We start from the raw sequence: 19395 nt of genomic DNA, 5'->3' as shown, positions 1-19395 counted from the left end.
CTATATCCTATGAAAAGAAGAATCATTGTCGGTATTACAGGAGCTTCGGGAGTTATTTATGGAATTCGTCTCCTTGAAATTCTTCGACAGCAGCCGAAGCTAGAGGTTCACCTGATCATTTCCAAAGAAGGGGAGCGACGGATTGAACAGGAAACCGACTGGGAAGTTGAGAAGGTCAAAGCCCTGGCCCATGTTTTTCATAATAATCAGGATATCGGGGCCAGTATTGCCAGTGGATCTTTTCGAACCCTCGGCATGATTCTGGTTCCCTGCTCCAGAGATACTCTGTTTACCATCGCCAACTGCCTATCTGATACCCTTATTTCCCGAGCTGCCGATGTAGTTTTAAAGGAAAAGCGAAAACTGGCCTTGCTCATCCAGGAAACCCCTCTCTCGCCCGATTACCTGAAGGATCTGCTGGCCGTGGTTGAAATGGGGGCTTTAGTATTTTTCCCGGCTCCGGCTTTTTATACACAACCAAGAACCATCGAAGACGTTGTCAATCAAACTTTGGGGAGGGTTCTGGATTATTTTGAAATAGACTATCCTCTTTTGCCGAGATGGAAAGAGAAATCTCCAAAAGCACGAAAGAGAGGTTTGAAGAAAGAAGATGGAAGAATTGGAGCTTGATCTTACCAAACTCCCACAGCCTCTGGAATGGGAGAGTCTTTTTGGGAATACCAATCCTGTGGAAATCGAAATCGGGTTTGGCAAAGGCCGATTTTTGCTCAGGTCTGCCTGGGAAAACCCCGGGAAAAATTATTTAGGTATCGAAAGATCTCGTAAATGTTTTCGAATTACCCGTGAGCGTATCCTAAAACGGGGGCTGAAAAATATCCGACTGGTTATGGCCCTTGCTGAGGAATTTATTCCTCGATTTATCCCGGATAACTCCATATCTGCCTATCACATTTATTTTCCGGATCCCTGGCCAAAGCGAAGGCATGCCAAAAGGCGGCTCTTCAAAGAAAATTTTGTGATTCAGTTGGAACGTACGTTGGTTCCAGGAGGTCGGTTAAATATAGCTACCGATGTTGAGAGCTATTATCAGGTCATCCTGGATCTGATAACCCGGTATACCCAATTGTCTCCGGTCGATCATTCCTGGCCCTTTACAACAGCCGATACGTCACAGGCTGAGGAAAACCCTCTGAGGGTTTTAGAAAAAGAAGGTCTTAGTAACTACGAAATCAAGTATCGGAAAGAAGGTCGGAAGATTTACTATGGGAGTTTTGAGAAGGGGTTGGATAAAAATTATTCTCAACGTATCCAGAAGAAAACATGAAATTCCCTTCCCCCCTTCCTCCCCTCTTCCCTCCCCGTCCACGGGGAGGCACAGGGTAGGGGCTGAAAAGCCCTGTCAGGGACGTAGTAGGGGCGCAAGGCATTGCGCCCCTAGTAGGTAACCCCCGATTTTTGTCGAAGGATAAAGGGCGCAAGGCATTGCGCCCCTAGTAGGTAACCCCCCATTTTCGTCGAGGGATAAAGTATCAGAATTTTTCAAGCTGTTAAACAGGTTGCCCCGCTGGGGTTAACCTTCTTATCCCGGCGCGTATGGAAGTCGGGGGCAAGGGTAGAAAATTACACAGGATCAACTTTACAGGATATCAGGTAGTAGGGGCACAAGACCTTGTGCCCCTACTACCTGAATTCTTCCCCGGTCTAAAGAGAAGTCGGCAAGGGGCCTGCACTCCACAAGAAGGAGTAGGGACCTGTTGTCACAGGCCCCTATTGGCAGGAAGGAAATCCTGAACCCTGGCTACTTTTGAGAGAGCGGGGAGGGGCTTTGAATAACGGTTTTTCCGGCTCCTACATTTCCCGAGGTATCTGTGACCTTAAAGACCAGCGTGTGCTCTCCGGGAGAGAGGTTTTTTAAAGAAATCTCGAATTCTTCTTCCTTCGAATCCAATATTTCATCTTTTGGAAAAACGGTTTTCCACTCTCCGGCATCCAGGGAATATTGTGCGTTTTTAAGTGGACTTGCATTATCCATTGCCTGAACGGAAACCAGAAGATCCCCGGTCGTTGCATCTCGGTGCGTAGAAATAGATTTTACTACGGGAGGGGTATTATCGATTAAGAAGGGTTCACTGATTTTCTCTGCCGTCAACGCCTTATCGTCGGGATTGGAAGGAGCATCACTGGCTTTAATCTTGATCTGGTACCATCCATCGGGTAAAGATTCGGTCTCCAGGAGATAAGAGTTTTCTCGGATATCTTCCTCCAGCAACTTCCAATTTTTTTCCTCTTCTCCCTTAAAATAAAGCTCATAGGCCAGGGTATCATTATTGGGATCTTCGGCCACCCAGGTAATAAGTTTTTTACCTCGTTCTACTTTAACCCGGCGGATGGGGCTTGGGGGAGGGGGCGTTTTCTCTTCGCTTTTCTCATCCTTCTCATCGGGTTTTTTGATTTCCTTTACAGGAGGAGGTGCCGGTGGTTCCTCCCGGAAGGAGATCACATTCAGTCGATTGATTCGAGGACTCAGATTTTTTGGGAGATAAGAAATCGTAACCTCTTTGAGCACCGGAGAATCCATGTCCGGAGTTGGTTCTAAGATAGCTTTCCATTGAATAAAGCGAGCTGGTGGGCTGGTAATATTGGTTCCATCTTTATCGGTATATTCCTCAGACCAGGGACTCCAGGTACTATCCGGTTTTTCTGTATTTCCGGTTCGGGTCATAAATTTTATTCCCTGGGGGGTCCCTTTCCAGGAAAGTTTTCCCCATTTTGAAATGATTTGAGCATCATAAGTTGGGGATATTAAGGTTCCCATTTCGCGGGCGTGTAGATCTATTTTGTAAACCATGGCCGTATCTCCGGTTCCCAGGTAGATATCCTGATTTGCTCCTTGAAGGAGGGAGAGGACCTGGGTTTTATCGGTACGGAAAAGGGTTGTAAATTCTCCATCTGAGGAGATTTCATAGACCGTACTTCGGTCATCAGTTCCAACCAGGAGTCTATCATTTTTATCCAGGATCATGGAATAGACGAAGCTGGAGGGAGAGCTCCATATTTTTGTAACGGCTCCTTCCGGGGTGATCTTGTAAATGCTGGAGGTTTTAATGCTTCGCTTTTCTTTAGTATCCTTTTCTTCAGGGGGTTTTTTATCCCTGGAAACAGGGGTTGTCGTTCGGCTGGCCAAGGCAGCAGCATAAAGGTTTCCCTGGCGATCTAAGACCAGGGCATGGATCTCGTTTTCTTCCGCGTCATAGAGGACAGAGACTTTTCCTTCAGGACTTACCCGATATATAATTCCATCCCCTTCACTGCCTGCATAGAACCCTCCCTGCCCATCTGGGATGAGTGCGGTAATATGGGATTGTCCGGAGTCGAATAAAATACGGCTTTTACCTTCGGGGGAGATTTTATAGATTCGGCCTTTATCCCCTGTAGCGGCGAAGATATTTCCGGAAGTGTCCACAACCAAAGCCCATACGTAGGTTTCACCGGTATTAAAAAAGGTTCGATAGGTTCCCTGGGGATCTATTTTATAAATGACCCCATCGGGGGAACTACCAGCGTAAATATGCCCCTGTGCATCAAGGGCTAAACTCAGGATACTGACCTCTGGAGAATCAAAAAAAAGGGAGGGGGTTCCCTCCTTGGAGATTTTAAAGATGCGCCCGTTGTTTCCTGTGGCCGCGTAGAGGTTTTCATCGGCATCCATAGCCAGTGCCCAAACGAACAACTCTTTATCCTCTGTATTAAGAACCGGCGTTAATTTGGGAGACAACACTACCTCTCCTTCATTGGTAATGGAGACCCCATCGGCTTCTCCTCTACTAAAATCCCGTTGGGATCTGGTTTCCCAGAACATGGTATTCACGGCCTCTACAGAAAACGGGCCCGGATAAAGCAAAAGGACTATGACCCAAAAGGCGAACACCCAGACCTGCCTTGAGGATGCTAAGGGGTTCGCCCTTACAAACTTCTTCATACTTCTAATTTTGGTTGTCCGGGGTCCAGGATCCGGGATCTGGTGTTCTTCAGGAAAACTAGTACGGGCGCAAGGCATTGCACCCCTACCCCAAAGATACCCCTCCTGAATTGGACACGGGGAGGCAGGGACATGGGAATGTGGGGACAGGAAAGATACGACGAAGATAGTCGCCGCGTCCCCCGTCATCCATTCCCCACGTCACAATCTGTCTTCTTCCCTGGTAGCCGGATATCGGGGAACTGCAGATTCCAGACTAAGGACTCCGGGTTAACTATAGATTATCTCCTTTTTTAATTTTAGGACTGCCGTCCGTATTTAAGTCTATTCCATATTTGTCGTCTACGGTGATAGGGAGGAGTTCACACCCGGATATCATATAGTTGGTAGGAATACGCTGTCGTGTGAAGATGGTTCCTCGGGTCGGGCCTCCTTCCCCCACGTGCCGGGAGGAATTCATAATAGCCAGAAGGGACACCGGAGGAGATGAAAATTCCCGGCCTTTGATGGTGACTCCAGATTTCGGATGAATCAACTGAACGATAATTTCATTATTCTGTTCTTCAGTTTCCAATAAGCTCATGAGTTGGGTCAGGGATTGGGGTTCGAAGTTCAGGGGGGCTCTAAATTTTTCAAAGGTATTGATGATTTGCGAATCACAAACCATCAATCGGTATTCCCCCCGGGGTGAGCTTTCTGGGATAGTTACATCGACCTTTTCTGCAATTAACTCACCATGGAAAGGCTGGATAAAGACCGTCAAGCGGGTAGATTCTCCCGGTTTAACCACGTCTCTGCTTACCCGAGCCCCCTCGATCTTAGCCACCTCCAGTTTTTCCGACACCGACAGGTGAATGAGAATCTTCTCCACCTGAACATCCTCAAAGGGGTTATTCATCAAGATCCCTACTGGCCTGACGGAGGCTAAAGAAGCCAATACCGAAGCTTCATCTCCAGAGAAAACGTTCTTCTGGATCAGGGGAGGCCGATCTTTTAAGTAAACCTCCGATTGAACCTTAATGGTAACATCTCCGATGGCCCTAAAGGAAGCAAAGAGTGAATTCAGGCAACTGATTCTTACAAAGAGCGGTGCAAAGAAATCATCATTGATGATTTCAAAATTGTATTCATTTACTCGATGATCCTTTTCAGATTCCACGACCACTTTTAAAGGCACCATTTGAGGAGGACTTCCCATGACTCCTGTAATACCGGTACGTCGGTCTTGTCGAATACTTCCCATGACGGTAAGGGGAGATGCGATCTTAAAGGAGTTGATTTGATTTGCCATAACCATATGGACGTAGGAGGTGGTCATGGGGATATCTACCTTACCCGCTGCGAACATAGGATGTCCGAAGGCGATCAGGTGGTTTTTATTGACATAGGTGACGGTACCAAAACCACTTGCCGTTAAATCTCCTCGAATGAGTTGAACTCCCAGAGAAGAACCGGGGCGTAGCATTTCCACCGCTGAAGATGCAGAGGCAGAGGAGTTTTGGGTCAAGGTTTCCTGTATGGATCCCGACAAACCGGCTACTTCGCCTCCTTGAACGGGAACAATCCCGTAACTTTCCAGTAGAGGAGTTATTTCTTTCAGAACCCGTTCATCGATGCCGGACAGCGTCAAGGGGGTTTTAATAGGTATAAAAGAAGAGGGTAACCCACTCACAGGCGGGCCCGATGTCTGGAAGGAAAATCTCCAGGGTTCGGAATCCTGGGTTTGTCGGTTATTATCTATGGGCCAGGAGAATCCTGGATTACGGAGGGCAAACCATTCTTTTAATTTTTGAATTTCAACATCCAGATCCTCAAGGGAAGCCTCAAAGGTTCCGAGTCGACTTGAAAGGTTCCATTCCTGCGCCCAAGGATTCATCACAGAGTTCCAAAAATTGAACATTTTAATCCGACTTCCCAGCATAGAGGTCGGTAGGGAAGCGGTATCCCGAGGGGTGGATGCACAAGATTTGTTCACACAGGATTCCTCTTTGCGGTCGGCCTTCAAGATCTGGCCTCTATTTCCCTCCAGGTCTGCCTTATTCCGTTCATACTCTGCTATCATTTCCAGAATGGGCGTTATTCCGGCCATGGGCTCCGTTTGAAAAATGCTCAGGGTATAAGCCAAAGCCCCTACCAATCGACCGTTTATATAGATAGGGCTACCACTCATACCGGCGATAACGCCGGTTCGTTCTAAAGGAAGAGGACCTCCGGTTACCCTGGCCAAAATCATGTCCCCTCGAGGGGTTATATTTTTTAGTACCCCCACGATTTCAACCTGGAATTCATCGATCCGTGTACCTGAAAAGACCGTTTTACCAATTCCTTTCATTCCAGGTTTGACCTCTTCTACCGGCATAAAAGTATTTAGATCCAGATCAATCGGCTCATCTTTTAAGTTTTCGCCTAGAGAAATCTTCGTTGTTAATGTTCCGATAATAAACACCATCGTTATAAACACGTAACCGATAAGTCTTCTCATAACACGCACCTCTATTTCAATCTCCGAGAAAATATTTCTCCTTTGGGAGCTTATCCCACGAATTTAACGAGGGATGGGTACGGGCGGACGGCCGTCCGCCCGTATTAGGGGCGCAATGCATTGCGCCCGTACTGTGGAAGCGAATAGACCACGATCTCAATCCGTCGATTTTTAGCTCTTCCCTCCTCCGTGCTGTTACTGGCGACAGGTTTATACTGCGCATAGCCGGCAACAGACAATTTTGTAGGATCCAGTTTAAGTTTTTCTTGCAAATATCTCACCACGTTTACGGCTCTGGCCACAGAGAGTTCCCAATTAGTCGGAAAGATAGGTTGTAGATCAGGTCCAATGGGGCGGCTATCGGTATGTCCTTCGATTCGAACAGCCTTATCGTCCAGGTTTTTCAGGAGCATGCCGACTTTATTGAGAACCTCAATGCCACTTTTTTTAATGGTTGCACTTCCCGAGTCAAAGAGAATCTGATCGATAATGTTCACCGAGAGTTGTTCCCTGGCTCGTTCCACCGTTACTGTATGTTGTCTGATCTCTTCTGCCAGGTTTCTGACCAGACTTTCATAGGTAGTTTTCAGCCGGTCCATCTTAATTTTTCTGGTTTCTTCCAGTTGGGCCAGCTTTTGTTGGATAGCAGCTACCTCTATGTTTCCGGCTTCTATCCCTTTGCCGAGCTCTTCCAGGAGCTCACTATAAACGGCTTCCAGCTTCTCCAGTTTATACTGGCTTTCCTGTTCCTGCTCAGCCAGTTTGGCTTGAAGTTGCTCAATCTGGGTCTTGTAGTTTTCAATTTCTTTTCGTTGTTGTTCCAGAGAAGCTTCCCGTTCCTTTTCCTTTTCTTTAAGAGAAGTGATCTGAGATTCCTTCTCTTCGATCTGTTGGCGTAATCCTGCAATGTGGATATCTTTCTCCCCGATTTCCCGGTCAAACTTTACCTTGAGATCGGATAATTGTTTTTCCAGGTCAGCTCGGATGCGCTCCATCTCTTGAATCTGCCTGGTAAGACCTTCAATTTGTGCCGTGAGTTGTGCAACCCGTACTCCTTGTTTACTCCGTTCCTCCTCCAATTCCTTTTTAAGTCGGGCCAGCTCATTCTCTAAATGAGATTTTTTAGTTTCAATCTCACGAATCTGAGTAGTCAATTCCTCAATTTTCTTCTCACGGGCTTCTATCAAAGCTTTTTTATCCTGAATCTCCCGGGTAAACCAGGCTGTAAGGGTTGCCAGTTGCTGTTCCAGATCTTCTTTAACGAAACTGACATCGGCTATATATCCTACCTTCATAGCAAAGTCTACTATTTTCTTTTCACGCTCGGCCAGGGTTTTTTCTTTATTTTTAAGTTCCTGGATAAGCTTTTCATTACTTTTAATAACCTCATCCAATTTTTGATTGACCTCTTTAAATTGTTGTTCCAGATTGGATCTTGCGGCCCTGGCTTCCTCCACCTGTTGAACCAAAGTAGCGATTCGGGTTGCCTGTTCCTGGATTTTAGTTTCCCGAACCAGGGCATCCTTTTCAAAGGCTGCTTTCAGATCAGCCAACTGAGCCTCCAATTTACCTTTAGCCGACCGGGCTTCCTCTAACTGTTGGGTTAGATTGGTCAATTGAGTTTCCAGCTTATCCTTGGCGGCCTGGGTTTCCTCTAATTGTTTGGTTTTATCGACCAGTTGAGTTTCCAATCCATCTTTGGTCAGTTGGATGTCCTGGAGTTGTCGGGCAACCTCGGCCAGTTGAGTTCCCAGTTTGTCTTTAGCAGCTTGGGTTTCCTCTAACTGTTGGGTTAGATTGGTCAATTGAGTTTCCAGCTTATCTTTAGCCGATTGAGTTTCTTCCAGTTGTTTGGTTTTATCGGCCAGTTGAGTTTCCAGTTTGTCTTTAGCGGCCTGGGTTTCCTCTAATTGTTTGGTTTTATCGACCAGTTGAGTTTCCAGCCTGTCTTTAACCGATTGGGCTTCTTCCAGTTGTTTGGTTTTATTGGCCAGTTGGGCTTCCAGTTTATCCTTAGCGGCCTGGGTTTCTTCTAACTGTTGGGTCAGGCCGGTTAATCGAGTTTCCAGCCTATCTTTAGCCGATTGGGTTTCTTCCAGTTGTCGGGTTTTATCGGCCATTGCTACCCGGGCTTCTTCTAGCTGCTTCGTTACTTCCTGGAGTTGAGTTTCCAGCTTATCCTTCTCCGACTTTGAGTCCTCTAATTGTCGGGTTATCTCAATCTGCCGAATTTCCAATCGGCCTTTAGCAACCTGGGTTTCCTCTAACTCTCGGGTTAGAGCAGTGAGGCGTTGGTTTTGTTCCTTGAGAAGATTATCTCTTCTTTCTACTTCCTGGATCAGGTCTTTCCGGCTTTGGATGAGGTCTTCCAGTTTAGATTGAAGGTTCTTCAACTGTTGTTCCAGGGCGGCTTTACTGGATTTCAATTCCTCCAGCTCTTTTTTAAGCGAAGTAATCAAACGTTCATATTCTTCGATTAAGGCGTCTCTGGTTTTCAATTCTTTTTGGAGATTTTCTTTTAGTGTTGTCAGTTGTTGTTCTAATTGGGCACGGGCCGTTTGGAGGTCCTCCAACTGTCTCCTGAGGGCCTGATTTTGACTATTCTGTTCAGAGAGGGCCTCTTCTTTCTTTTTTAGCTCCTCTGCGAGGGCCTCTTTATTCTTCGTGAGCTCTTCCAGGGCCGTTTTAAGTTCTGTTACTTGCTTTTCCAATTCAGCTTTTCCGGACTTAAGCGTATCTAATTGTCGGGTAAGGGAGGCTACCAGGTTATTGTGTTCTTCGATGAGGGTTCCTTTATTTTTAATTTCATTTTCCAGACCCGAGCGAGCTTCTGCCAGTTGAGCTTCAAGGCCCGATTTAACGGCCTTCAGATCCTCCAGTTGTCGGGTCAGCGAAGTAATTTCTCGAATTTTCTCCTCCAGAGCCGTTTCCTGGTTTTTTATTTTGTCTGTCTTTTCTGCCAACAAGGTTTCCAGATCACTCACCCGCTTGGCCAGTTCAGATCTTTCTGTTTCCGTGGTTTCCCATCGTTGATTTAACAGGTCCAACTGTTTTTTCTGATCTTCTATGAGCTTTTCTTTCTCCTTAATATTCCGTTGCAGTTCTGTGAGATTTGCCAGCCGTTTCTCTGCTTCCAGCTTTGCAGTATTCAGATCTCCCACCTTTTTAGTCAGCTCAACGAGGGAAGCCTCACGTTTTGAGACCTCGGTTTGAAACCTCTGGCTCAGGTCTGAGAGTTGTTTTTCCAATTTAGAGCGGGCGTCTTCGCTCTGGGCCAGTTGTTTTGTGAGTTGATCGATTTTAGTATTGGCTTCTATAAGGGAATTTTCTTTATCGGCCAGGTCTGCTTTAAACTTTTCCTTCAGATCTGTGATCTGTTTTTCTAAATCCGAGCGGTTGGTTTGTATTTCTTCCAGTTGTTTGGTCAGTTGATTGATCTTATCCTTTGCCGTGGCAAGCTCGGTTTCTTTTGCAGTTATTTCCTTTTGATATTTCTGTTCCAAAGCCGACAGTTTTTGAGTCCCTTCAGAGACCTGATTTTCCAGGTTTGCCCGATTTTTTTCCATTTCCTCTAATTGCTCCGTCAACCCCTGGATTTTTTCATTTTGTTCTGATATGATCTTTTCCCGTCCCTCCACTTCTTCCTGGAGTCTTGTCCTTAAATCCGACAGTTCCTGTTCCAGATCCTTAACGCGTTGGGTACTTTTATTCAAGAGAGCTTCCTGTTCTGCTTTAGCTTTAAGGGTTGTTAAAAGAGTCTGGTTTTCCGATTTCAGATTATCGATCTGCTTTTTAAGCGCATTGACTTCTTCTAAATGGGTTGATTTATCCTGTTGCATTCTGGTTTGAAGCTGATTCAACCGATTCCCCTTTTCGAAAGCTTCCAGATACTTCCAGTAAAAGCCACCGCCTGTAAGAACAAACAAAAAGAGAAAGACAAAAGTTGCCACCTTCCAATTACTGTTCATGGTACCTCCTCCTCCCCTTTAGAAGAAATTACGATGATAATTAAAGATCCCCCTTGGTAAGACCTGTAAGCACTTTGATAGTGCCCTGTGCTGCTTTAATTACTTGTTGTACTATTTTTCCCTATATCTCGTCAAGAAGTTTTTATACCTTTGGAAGGTAGAGCGCAGGGAGGTTAAACGTCTCGTTTGATAAGAGGTTTTGGTGTAGCTTTTGATGCATAAAGGAGAGCAGATAGAGTTTGCTACAACTTATCAAAGCAATAGTCTGTGCACATCAGGCGGTTAGCGACTTCTTTATTGAGGGTATAGGGTATAGCTTCCATCTTATTCCTTCCTATGGACGGGGGAGACAGGGTGGGAGTCCAGGTTATATTTAATCGATTATAAATTTCAGAGAAGTGGTATTTGATTTCTTCGTTAAAGAGAGACTCATGGTTAGAGATGACAGGTTTCAAATACTTATAAGCTTGAAAAGCCTTCAGGCATCGGTCACTTTTCAGGGAGATCCCGATCCAGATATGAGCGTCGTAGAACCTGTCTATCAAAATACCTCCTTTAGACTTAAGGAGGCCTGATCCTGAGCAGTAATTTCCGAAAGCTTTTAACCATTCCTCATCCGAGTATGAATTTGCAATTAAGATCCAGCTTTCCCCTGCCGGGATTATTCTTCGGATAGGTTTTGCATAATTTTCAATGGTGTTTTTCTGGGTTTTGGTAAAAGAGGCCCCATATTCCTGGAAGCGAATCACAAGAGTTCCTTCCGGGGTTATAGGTGTTAGAGGTCCTGGAGATTCCCGGGGTAATTTTGAACAACTCCATAATCCTGATGATAAAAAGAAGATCCAGAGGAATAACCTTTTCATTTCCGTGTATTTTTCCTTTTTGTCGACTCTGAAAAAGGTTTGGTATTTATATCAATTTTTAATGGGTATCAGCCAGCTCCGCCAGGGGCGAGGGGTAGCTATTCTCAACAAATTCTTGGAAGTTGCTCTCCGGTCAACATATCAACCACCCGTGTACCGCCTATTCGGGTTTTCATAAAAACTATACCGGGGTGATCATCAAGGACTTCTCCGATAATAGCGGCTTCTCTACCTAAAGCATGGGTCTTCATCTTTTCAACTATACGTTCGGCATCTTCTCTATCCACGATGGCAATGAGTTTTCCCTCGTTGGCTACATACAGAGGGTCCAACCCTAACATCTCGCAGGCTCCTTGGACTTCTCTCGGTATAGGGATTTTATTTTCTTCTATTCTGATTCCGACTTTGGAGCTAGAGGCAATCTCATTGAGGGCACTTGCAATCCCGCCCCGTGTGGGATCCCGCATACAATGGATTTTTGTACTTACACTCAACATATCCATGACCAGAGAGGTTAACGGGGCCGTATCACTTAAGATATGAGTCTCAAATTCCAGTCCTTCTCTGACGGACAGAATAGCAATCCCATGAATTCCTATTGCACCACTTAGGATGACTTTATCCCCCGGTCTTGCCCGGTCAGAAGAGATCTGGATATCCTTTTCGACTATCCCTATACCCGAGGTATTTATAAAAACTTTATCTCCTTTTCCTTTATCTACTACTTTTGTATCTCCTGTAACCAGTAAAACCCCGGTTTCTTCGCAGGCGCTTTTCATGGAAAGAACGATCTTCCATAGGTTTTCTACGGGAAAGCCCTCTTCAAGAATAAAGGCTGCACTTATATAAAGAGGTCTTGCACCACTTACCGCAAGGTCATTGATAGTCCCATTAACCGCAAGCTTTCCAATATCTCCTCCCGGAAAAAATATAGGATTTACCACATAGGAGTCTGTTGTAAACGCAAGTCTTGTTCCATTTACCTCAAAAACAGCCGCATCGTTAAGAGGTCCGAGATAGGGATTTTTAAATTGCGAAAGAAATATTTTCTTTATCAGATCCGCGGATAGTTTTCCTCCGCTTCCGTGACCGAGAAGTATATTTTTATAATCTGTTATTGGTAAAGGACAACTAAGGACGAATTCGACGTTTTCGGACATTGAAGCCTTCTTTATTTTGAATCACCGATTTTTTATGGAAAAGTCGGTGAGGAAAGAAGTTAGATAATTTCCTTCTCTCTCCCCCTCATCCCCCGCAAGCGGGGGATGAGGAAGCTTGGGAGCATGGGCGTCCCACTGAGTTCGGGTATAGCGCCGCCGTGCCCCTACTAACGGCCTTTTCCACTTCCCTGTTGTGACTACGAGTCTCTTATCTTAGATTTTGGATCCTTTAGGGGTTGGCAATTAAGGACTCATGGCTGGTAGCTTTAAATATCTGCCATAGTTGTAATAAGCGGCGCATGCTCCTTCCGAAGATACCATGGTGGCTCCCAGCGGATGTCCGGGGGTACATTCTTTACCGAAGGCTGGGCACTCATGCGGTTTCTTTAAGCCTTTTAGAATCTGGCCGCTTATACAGGCAGGAGACTCCTGGGCCTTTATCTCATCAACCTCAAAGAGTCGTTCTGCGTCGTATTCCCCGAACTCATGCCTCAGCTTATAACCACTTTTCGGAATAATTCCTATTCCTCGCCACTTTCTATCTGTGACTTCAAAAACGTTGAATATGAGCCTTTGAGCGGATATATTTCCCTCGCGCTTTACAGCTCTTGCATACTGATTTTCAACCCCGGCCCTTCCCTCCTCTAATTGTTTTACGACCAGGTAGACACCCTGGAGTATATCCAAAGGTTCAAACCCGGTGACTACAATGGGAACCTTATAATGGGCTGAAATCGGTTCATACTCTTTCCACCCCATGATGGTACAGACATGTCCGGCAGCCAGGTATCCCTGAATACGATTCTGGGGTGACTGTTGGATGGAGGCAATTACAGGAGGGACGAGGACATGGGAGACCAAGAGGGAAAAGTTTTTTATCCCTAACTTTTTGGCCTGCCATACTGCCATGGCGTTTGCCGGAGCCGTTGTCTCAAAACCCACAGCAAAAAAAACCACCTTCTTATGGGGATTATTCTGGGCTATCTTCAGAGCATCCAGGGGGGAGTAAACGATTCTTACCTCTCCTCCCTCCGATTTAACGGCAAGGAGGTCTCTTTTGGAACCTGGAACCCTCAGCATATCTCCGAAGGAGCAGAAAATAACGTCGGGGCGAGAGGCTATTTCCAAGGCTTTGTCGATCATCTCAAGGGAGGTCACACACACCGGGCATCCAGGACCGTGAACCAGCGTAACTTCTTTGGGAAGAAGTTCATCGATTCCGTATTTAACAATCGTATGGGTCTGCCCGCCACAGACTTCCATGATAACCCAGGGATGCTTCACCAACTGGTGGATCTTATCTACCATGCGAGAGATGGTCTCTTCATTTCTATATTCATCAAGGTATTTCATGGTTTAAACCCTACTAAAAATGACCTCTATTTTTAGTTGTCTTCCTGGAGGGTTCTAAGTTCTCCAAGTTCATTCATCTGATCCAGGAACTCAAAAACCTTTTTGGCTTCTTCTTCATCAACCTTGCTTAAGGCAAATCCTACATGAACCAGAACATAATCCCCAAGCTGTATATCCGGTACATATTCAAAACAGGCTTTTCGGGTGATCCCATCAAAATCGACCTTACCCATTTTAAGCCCGTTTTCATGGAAAATTTCAACTACTTTTCCGGGAATTGCCAGACACATTCTCTCATCTCCTTTTTAGTCGTGGATCAAAGGTATGGGATTAAGTTAGTTTTACCCTTATATGGCAGGTCAAATGGGACGTTTGACCTGCCATGTTGAATATTCAACAGCCCTGGACGGATGTCAAAAAACGGGAAGCAGCTACCATGACTTGTCCAAAGGATATACCCCCATCATTGGGGGGTACTCGCTGATGGATATAGGGTTTGAATCCTTCTTCCTCAAGTCTTCTCCAGGTACGCTCGGTTAAGTATCGATTTTGAAATACACCTCCTGTTAACACGACTTTCTCCATACCCATAAGATGAGCTACCTGCAGGATAATTTCAGAGAGGGTATTATGGAACTTTGTTCCTATCACATCCTTTGACGTTCCTTTTTGAAGATCTTCTAAGAGGGCTAAAATCATTGGAGTCCAATCTATAATTTCTTGGTTTGTGATTTCAAAGGGATAGGAGGAGTTGATTCCCTCTCTGGTCACGTATTCAAGTTCCATAGCTGCCTGTCCTTCAAAACTCACCCGTTGCCTCAAGTTTATTAAAGCAGCTACGGCGTCAAAGATACGTCCAGCACTTGATGTAAGGGGAGAATTTATCCCTTTCCTTATCATCTGCCCGAGAATTCTAAGCTCCTCTTCACAAAAGGTTCGAAGAAAGGGGATCTCCTTTTTTTCCATAACCTGTTCGGCTTCTTCACCAAAGAGTTCATAGAGAATCCCCAGAGCTGTCCTTCTTGGTTCATGGATTGCCTTCTCCCCCCCGGGGAGTCTAAAGGTTCTAAAGTGGTAAACCCGTCGAAATGAAATATAATCAGCCCAAAGGAATTCACCACCCCAGATAGTTCCATCAGTACCGTATCCTGTTCCATCCCAGGAGACTCCTAAAACAGGACCTTCTAACTCATTCTCTGCCATACAGGCAGCCACATGGGCGTGATGGTGTTGAATCTCTATCACAGGCAGGCCCAGGCTTTTCGCGTACTTAGTAGAAAGGAAATCCGGATGCATATCGCAGGCAACCCCTTCAGGTTCAAATTCGTAGAGCTTTTTAAAGTCCCTTATAACCCTTTGAAAAGCCTCATAAGCTTCCTGTGTTTCAAGGTCGCCTATATGCTGACTCATAAATATCTGGTCTCCCAGAGAAATTGCTATGGTATTTTTTAGATGAGCTCCTACAGCCAGAATTTTAGGCAAGGGTGCACGATTAATTCCCCCCGATAGCCCCCACCCTACCCTCCCCGTGGACGGGGAAGGAAGAGGGGGGCTACCATTAAGGGTTTGTACAGGGCGGATGGGAAGAGGGGCATATCCCCTTGCACGTCTGAGGAGGAGCTCTCTTCCCAGGATTACGCGTGCAATGGAATCATCCACATGCCTTATAATGGGACGGTTATGGACCAAAAAGAGATCGGCAATTCCTTGAAGGCGGATCAGAGCTTCTTTTTCATCAATTACGATCGGTTCATCGGTCAGGTTCCCACTTGTAGCCACAACAGGAAAGCCAAGTTCTTGCATCAGGAGATGGTGAAGGGGCGTATAAGGTAGCATGACACCCAGATAAGGGTTATGAGGAGCTACACTGGGAGCTATCTTTTTGTTCATCGTTCTTAACTTCCCTCTGGCAGCCAGGGAACCGGTTTGCCGGACTCCTGTGGGGTATCTTTTAAGAAGTACAATAGGGCTTTCCGGAGAGCAGAGAAGGCGTTCTTCAAAGGATGAGACCTCACAATATTTTTTTACCGTATCCAAAGACGGAAACATAAGGGCAAAAGGTTTTTCTTCTCGTCCTTTCCTTTCACGAAGTTTAATTACAGCCTTTTCATTCCTTGCATCTACGATAAGGTGAAATCCGCCCAAACCCTTTAGGGCTAGAATTTTTCCACCTCTTACCGCTTCGGCTGCAGCGATAAGGGCTCTATGTCCCTTTGCGATAGGCTCTCTTTTCGGAGTCCAGAGTTCCAGGGTTGGTCCACATGCAGAACAAGCATTTGGTTCGGCATGGAACCGCCTATTTTGGGGTTCTTCGTACTCATCGCGGCATTCTGGACACATCTTGAAGATCTTCATGGAGGTGTTCTGTCTATCGTAGGGAAGTGCCTCAATGATAGTAAAGCGGGGGCCACAGTTTGTACAATTTGTAAACGGATAAAGAAAGCGACGATCGAGAGAGTCGAATACTTCCTCCCTGCATTCAGAACAGGTAGCTATTTCAGGGAGAACAAGGGCTCTTTTCTCCCCTGTTGCTTCGCTTTTTCTTATCTCGAAGCTATTAAAACCCACGGGGTCCAGAAGAGAGAACTCAAGGCTTTGGATTATTGATCTGGGTGGTTTTTCTTTATCTAAGTGGAGCAAAAAGGCATTTAAATTTTCTTCTTTACCTTCGACTTCAATAAGCACTCCCTCGGGAGAGTTTAAGACCCAGCCCTGAAGTTCGAGTTGGGTTGCCAGGCGGTAGATAAAAGGTCTAAATCCAACCCCTTGAACAGCTCCCCGTAGAATAATCTTGAGACGTCTATTCCCTTCTATTTTGACTTTATTCTGGATCTTCTTAATTTCTTTAAGACTCATGGGTATCAGGTCGTTGATGATCGTCTGACAGATGATAGGCTTGAGTAGGGGCACAAGGCCTTGTGCCTTGAGTAGGGGCACAAGGCCTTGTGCCCCTACTCTCATCGGCATTTGATGGTAACACCGTTTTCCAGCTCCACGGCATCTACTAAGACCTGGTTTCCTGACACAATCTCCATATCAGAAACACCGCAGCGTGTGCAGGTAAACGGCGGATGATTGAATTCACTTTGGGCTCCACATTGCTTGCAGCGTAGGCAAGGAGGGACTTCCACGATCTCCAGCACAGCTTTTGCTGCTGTTGTACCCTCGGCCACCAATTGGAATGAGAACTCAAGACTATCCGGCGCCACCATCTGCAATTTTCCAATCTGCAAACAGATTCGTTGCACTTTTTGACCTTCTGCCGCATTCAGTGCTACGGTTAAAATAGCCTTAGCGAGTCCCATCTCATGCATTTTGATTTCTTTCGTGATCTGTTTGATACTTCATACTTTGCCTTGAACCTTTACAGGGATCTAATTTTTAATATAGACATCACAAGTTTCAAATTAAAATTGGTTTTATTTGATCGAACGGCTCTTTTTTACCCTGACTTTCATTTCCCCATGGGTTTGTTGATGATCTGATTCCCTCTATCCTGAAGTAGAGAAATTTGAGAAGTAGGGGCACGGCGCCGCCGTGCCCCTACTGTGCCCGCTCTGCATCGGATAAAGTCCCCTTCTTTAAAGCCATCAGCCCATCAATTCGCTTCCCATTCCAAAGAGGTCATTGAGAAATTCAGATCCAGGTTCATTTCCTCTTTCCTTAAAGCCTTACTTAAAGTATACCGATAAACCGGGACTTTTACAAGGTCATCTTGAGTACCTTGTTTACTTAGTTTTACCTGACTTTTAAGTGGCCCTGACCTTCGGCCCTTCTCCCCTCACCCTCCCCCTATCCTCCCCCCGGCCCCCCAGTTCCCCCTCTTCTGTAGGGATGAAGGGCCCCTCATCCCTACAGAAGAGGGGAACTGGGGGTGAGGGATGGGAGCGGAATAAGTAGGCTAACCGTCCCCGGTTGACAAGTCGGTTAGCCTCGGCGGGGGGACCTGTTTCACAGATGACCGAAACCCCCGACGCAAGTCGGGGGCTACCGATTTGAGAAACCAATTTCTGGCAGTTCGTCCCTGACAGGGCTTTTCAGCTTAACCTGGTGCTTATGGAGGTCTGGGGGTGTGAGGGGAATCACACAGAATTAACTTTACAAAGCACTACTACACTGTTTACTTAATTTTGGCCTCATAGGGCTGCTTTCACTCCCCAGCTCCCCTCTCCCGCAGCGTGGGAGAGGGGCCGGGGGTGAGGACCACTTAAACGTTAAACAAAACTAGGTAAACAAAGTACTACTCTCCCCTTAAAATAGAGTAGGGGCGCACAGCCATGCGCCCCTACTCTTCGCTTCTACTCCACCTGGGTAGATCTTCAAAGGGCAACTGACAAACGTTAAGCTTTCAGTTTCAATCCCTGTTGGGTTCTTATCGGCCTTCCAACCAAAGGAATAGGAATATAATCCAAAATCGGTCCAGAGTTTCAATCCCTGTTGGGTTCTTATCGGCCTTCCAACTTCCACTCCCCTGGGATTTGGATTCCAAGTTTTTCGTTTCAATCCCTGTTGGGTTCTTATCGGCCTTCCAACGGAAAGCAGCCCTTCTTTTTTTTTGTGAAAAAAATGTTTCAATCCCTGTTGGGTTCTTATCGGCCTTCCAACCCCCGCAGAACTCCTGGTACCTCCTAAACTTATAAAGTTTCAATCCCTGTTGGGTTCTTATCGGCCTTCCAACCTGCTACTCCCCTCCACGGCTAGCCTTGCGGTTGTAGTTTCAATCCCTGTTGGGTTCTTATCGGCCTTCCAACGCAAAGAGCTTTAATAACGCCCCCTTTTGGATTTCCGTTTCAATCCCTGTTGGGTTCTTATCGGCCTTCCAACAAGTTCTTTATTGATGGTAGAGAGAAGTTGAAAGATGTTTCAATCCCTGTTGGGTTCTTATCGGCCTTCCAACCAAATGCCCCAAATCCCGCTAATCATAAAAAAGGCGTTTCAATCCCTGTTGGGTTCTTATCGGCCTTCCAACTAAACCGGAAGAATAATGGAGCGGCATTTTGAGATGGTTTCAATCCCTGTTGGGTTCTTATCGGCCTTCCAACCCAGAAAAAAATCAATGAAAATGGGCCGGCTGATTTTAGTTTCAATCCCTGTTGGGTTCTTATCGGCCTTCCAACGCAGCATTTAACTGAGCATATTCTGTAGCTAAAGAGGTGTTTCAATCCCTGTTGGGTTCTTATCGGCCTTCCAACATGACCTGGATGGATTTTTTAGAAGAATTAGAAGAGTTTCAATCCCTGTTGGGTTCTTATCGGCCTTCCAACTCCTTCACATATTCCGGCGCATTGGCACTATTCAAGTTTCAATCCCTGTTGGGTTCTTATCGGCCTTCCAACCGGTTTGGTTCATTTTTTCTCAAAATCGGTAGAGCTGTTTCAATCCCTGTTGGGTTCTTATCGGCCTTCCAACGAGACGGAACAGGAATATAAAAGAAGAAAAAGAAGTTTCAATCCCTGTTGGGTTCTTATCGGCCTTCCAACCCAACTTTTTAATGAGGGGGTCTGGCTGGTCAATAGTTTCAATCCCTGTTGGGTTCTTATCGGCCTTCCAACCTAGAAAAAAAAATGGGAGAAAAGGTATACATTTCAGGTTTCAATCCCTGTTTGGTTCTTATCGGCCTTCCAACTTC

11 protein-coding genes and 1 CRISPR repeat array are annotated in these 19395 nt (G+C 45.9%); of the genes, 2 read left to right on the top strand and 9 right to left on the bottom strand.

Annotated features, from left to right (window positions below):
• Nucleotides 1–9 precede the first annotated feature (9 nt).
• Together VNM22_04840 and trmB are read left to right on the top strand one after the other, a co-directional pair.
• Complete coding sequence (locus VNM22_04840) at nt 10–630, top strand: UbiX family flavin prenyltransferase (protein HWP46467.1); 621 nt, start codon at nt 10–12, stop codon at nt 628–630.
• Nucleotides 611–1285 carry a tRNA (guanosine(46)-N7)-methyltransferase TrmB gene (gene trmB / locus VNM22_04835; GenBank protein HWP46466.1) on the top strand — a complete coding sequence of 225 codons (675 nt, stop codon included), beginning with the start codon at nt 611–613 and terminating at the stop codon, nt 1283–1285. Before VNM22_04840 ends, trmB begins: the two co-directional genes overlap by 20 nt.
• A gap of 474 nt (nt 1286–1759) precedes the next feature.
• Here trmB and VNM22_04830 read toward each other — a convergent pair whose 3' ends face one another.
• From VNM22_04830 to VNM22_04790, 9 genes are all read right to left on the bottom strand, one after another.
• Entirely contained in the window at nt 1760–3940 is a 2181-nt protein-coding gene (locus tag VNM22_04830; GenBank protein HWP46465.1) for a hypothetical protein, read from the bottom strand.
• Between the two features lie 274 nt (nt 3941–4214).
• Nucleotides 4215–6422, bottom strand: a complete 2208-nt coding sequence (locus VNM22_04825) for a SpoIVB peptidase S55 domain-containing protein (protein ID HWP46464.1) — start codon at nt 6420–6422, stop codon at nt 4215–4217.
• A 104-nt stretch (nt 6423–6526) separates the two neighbouring features.
• Nucleotides 6527–10390 carry an OmpA family protein gene (locus VNM22_04820; protein ID HWP46463.1) on the bottom strand — a complete coding sequence of 1288 codons (3864 nt, stop codon included), beginning with the start codon at nt 10388–10390 and terminating at the stop codon, nt 6527–6529.
• A 242-nt stretch (nt 10391–10632) separates the two neighbouring features.
• Nucleotides 10633–11253, bottom strand: coding sequence for a hypothetical protein (locus tag VNM22_04815; GenBank protein HWP46462.1), 621 nt, complete (start codon nt 11251–11253; stop codon nt 10633–10635).
• 104 nt (nt 11254–11357) lie between these two features.
• Nucleotides 11358–12413: a hydrogenase expression/formation protein HypE gene (hypE, locus tag VNM22_04810; protein ID HWP46461.1), complete on the bottom strand. Its 1056-nt coding sequence runs from the start codon at nt 12411–12413 to the stop codon at nt 11358–11360.
• Nucleotides 12414–12656: 243 nt separating this feature from the next.
• A complete protein-coding gene (hypD, locus tag VNM22_04805) occupies nt 12657–13766 on the bottom strand; it encodes a hydrogenase formation protein HypD (protein HWP46460.1) in 1110 nt (369 codons plus the stop codon).
• 32 nt (nt 13767–13798) lie between these two features.
• Nucleotides 13799–14056, bottom strand: coding sequence for a HypC/HybG/HupF family hydrogenase formation chaperone (locus VNM22_04800; GenBank protein ID HWP46459.1), 258 nt, complete (start codon nt 14054–14056; stop codon nt 13799–13801).
• A gap of 103 nt (nt 14057–14159) precedes the next feature.
• On the bottom strand, nt 14160–16703 hold the full coding sequence (gene hypF / locus VNM22_04795) for a carbamoyltransferase HypF (protein HWP46458.1): 2544 nt from the start codon (nt 16701–16703) through the stop codon (nt 14160–14162).
• 20 nt (nt 16704–16723) lie between these two features.
• A complete protein-coding gene (locus tag VNM22_04790; GenBank protein HWP46457.1) occupies nt 16724–17080 on the bottom strand; it encodes a hydrogenase maturation nickel metallochaperone HypA in 357 nt (118 codons plus the stop codon).
• 1037 nt (nt 17081–18117) lie between these two features.
• Nucleotides 18118–19392: a CRISPR direct-repeat array (repeat unit 37 nt; unit sequence GTTTCAATCCCTGTTGGGTTCTTATCGGCCTTCCAAC).
• Nucleotides 19393–19395: the final 3 nt, after the last annotated feature.

It is taken from the genome of Candidatus Limnocylindrales bacterium, from assembly GCA_035559535.1.
Lineage (GTDB): Bacteria > Moduliflexota > Moduliflexia > Moduliflexales > JAUQPW01 > JAUQPW01.
The sequence above is the reverse complement of the archived record's forward strand: the minus strand, read 5'-3'. Positions and strand labels throughout refer to the sequence as shown.

Bases quoted from the DNA above. Each gene is read 5' to 3' on its own strand.
- VNM22_04840 (HWP46467.1), top strand. From the start codon at position 10: ATGAAAAGAAGAATCATTGTCGGTATTACAGGAGCTTCGGGAGTTATT.
- trmB (HWP46466.1), top strand. From the start codon at position 611: ATGGAAGAATTGGAGCTTGATCTTACCAAACTCCCACAGCCTCTGGAA.
- VNM22_04830 (HWP46465.1), bottom strand. From the start codon at position 3,940: ATGAAGAAGTTTGTAAGGGCGAACCCCTTAGCATCCTCAAGGCAGGTC.
- VNM22_04825 (HWP46464.1), bottom strand. From the start codon at position 6,422: ATGAGAAGACTTATCGGTTACGTGTTTATAACGATGGTGTTTATTATC.
- VNM22_04820 (HWP46463.1), bottom strand. From the start codon at position 10,390: ATGAACAGTAATTGGAAGGTGGCAACTTTTGTCTTTCTCTTTTTGTTT.
- VNM22_04815 (HWP46462.1), bottom strand. From the start codon at position 11,253: ATGAAAAGGTTATTCCTCTGGATCTTCTTTTTATCATCAGGATTATGG.
- hypE (HWP46461.1), bottom strand. From the start codon at position 12,413: ATGTCCGAAAACGTCGAATTCGTCCTTAGTTGTCCTTTACCAATAACA.
- hypD (HWP46460.1), bottom strand. From the start codon at position 13,766: ATGAAATACCTTGATGAATATAGAAATGAAGAGACCATCTCTCGCATG.
- VNM22_04800 (HWP46459.1), bottom strand. From the start codon at position 14,056: ATGTGTCTGGCAATTCCCGGAAAAGTAGTTGAAATTTTCCATGAAAAC.
- VNM22_04790 (HWP46457.1), bottom strand. From the start codon at position 17,080: ATGCATGAGATGGGACTCGCTAAGGCTATTTTAACCGTAGCACTGAAT.